Consider the following 509-nt stretch of genomic DNA (forward strand, 5'->3'; position numbering starts at 1 on the left):
AAGCGCTTCATCGTCTCGGCCGCGATCGCCGAGGCCTTCAGCGCGCGCTTCGTCGAGCGCGTGCAGGCCCTGGTCGTCGGCGACCCGACCGCGGCCACCACCCAGATCGGCCCGCTGGCCCGCGCCGACCTGCGCCAGGCGCTGCAGTCCCAGGTCGAGCGCAGCGTGGCTGCCGGTGCGCGGCTGCTGTGCGGCGGCCATCCGCTGCCCGGCCCTGGCGCCTACTACGCACCCACCGTGCTGGCCGACGTGCGCCCGGGCATGGCCGCCTTCGACGAGGAGACCTTCGGCCCCGTGGCCACGATCAGCGTGGCCCGCGACGATGCCGACGCGGTGCGCCTGGCCGATGCCACGGCCTTCGGCCTGTCGGTCAGCCTGTGGTCGGCCGCGCCCGAGCGGGCCCGCCACGTGGCCCGCCAGCTGACCACCGGCGCCGTCTTCATCAACGCCGTCACCGCCTCGGATGCCCGCCTGCCCTTCGGCGGCACCCGCCAGTCCGGCCACGGCCG

The 509-nt window shown here is 76.2% G+C and carries 1 protein-coding gene; it reads left to right on the forward strand.

Translation table 11 applies throughout. The features are described 5' to 3' along the window. Window positions 1-509, forward strand: a 509-nt coding sequence (locus AACH11_RS24900; RefSeq protein ID WP_341376969.1) for an aldehyde dehydrogenase family protein, incomplete at both ends; no start/stop codon positions are given.

The sequence above is a fragment of the Pseudaquabacterium rugosum genome (assembly GCF_038066575.1).
Taxonomy (GTDB): domain Bacteria; phylum Pseudomonadota; class Gammaproteobacteria; order Burkholderiales; family Burkholderiaceae_C; genus Pseudaquabacterium; species Pseudaquabacterium rugosum.